The sequence below is a fragment of the Nocardia sp. NPDC060220 genome, from assembly GCF_042727815.1.
Taxonomy (GTDB): Bacteria; Actinomycetota; Actinomycetes; order Mycobacteriales; family Mycobacteriaceae; genus Nocardia.
In genome coordinates this window covers 1-1,071 of the sequence record NZ_JBHWZY010001382.1, presented here as the reverse complement: position 1 = coordinate 1,071, position 1,071 = coordinate 1, and the positions used below count along the sequence as shown (strand labels likewise).

General features: G+C 68.3%; 1 protein-coding gene. It reads right to left on the bottom strand.

Annotated features, from left to right (window positions below; translation table 11 throughout):
* The coding region (locus ACFWF3_RS36945; protein ID WP_379318909.1) for a Na+/H+ antiporter NhaA at window positions 1–768 on the bottom strand (768 nt) is incomplete at its 3' end.
* Between the last annotated feature and the right edge of the window lie 303 nt (window positions 769–1,071).

Here is a 1,071-nt window from a genome sequence, read left to right as displayed (position 1 = left end):
CTCGAGGTGCGTCGCGGGCGCGATCTTCTCGCCGGGATCCTTGCGGACCCTGGTGAGCAACCCGAGTGCGACGCCGGCCAGCGTCGGATGGATGCCCGCCTCGTGCAGCGCGTACCAGCACACGAGCGCGACCGGAATGTAGAACAGCGGCGTGTGCAGGCGCAGCTTCTGGGCCAGTGCCCACACCCCGCAGCAGGCGAAGGCGGCGGCCAGCCACAGCAACGACAGCGAGGCGGTGAACAGCACCGCGATGAGAATGATGGCGAGCAGATCGTCGACCACGGCCAGGCTCAGCAGGAACACCCGCGCACTGGTGGGGATCCGCGAACCGGTCATCGCCAGGATCGCGAGCGCGAAGGCGATATCGGTGGCGACGGGAATGGCCCAGCCCTTGTCCATGCCGGGCACGCCGTGGCCCACCACCAGCGCGATCACGGCCGGGGTGATCACACCGCCCACCGCGGCGACGACCGGCAGCGCGGCCCGCTTCGGGTCGCGTAGCTCGCCGACGGCGAACTCGCGTTTGAGCTCGAGCCCGGCGACGAAGAAGAAGATCGCGAGCAGACCGTCCTTGGACCAGTCGGCCAGGGTGAGGTCGAGGTGCAGTGCGGGAATGTCGAGGTGGGTGCCGATCATCGTCTGGTAGCTCGCGCCCCACGGCGAGTTCACCCAGATCAGGGCCACCGCGGCGGCCACGAGCAGCAGCGCACCGCCGACGGTTTCGGTGCGGAGATAGCGGGTGAGCTCGGAGCGGACGCGCGTGATCAAGGGCAAGCCTTCCGGCAGAGGTCGACGGAACTGCGGGCGCTCATCGACTCGGATTCACGACCGCATGCCGACCAGACTTCCCGGCACACCTTTACTCGATCCTAACGGACCCGGCCGGTGACATTTGAGGTCACCGGCCGGTGCGCGTCAGTTGCTCCCGGTGCGAATGGCCTCGAAAACGCCCGGATCGACCAGCGTGGAGGTGTCGCCGAGCTCGCGCCCTTCGGCGACATCGCGCAGCAGCCTGCGCATGATCTTGCCGCTGCGGGTCTTGGGCAGTTCCGGCACGATGTGGATTTCGCG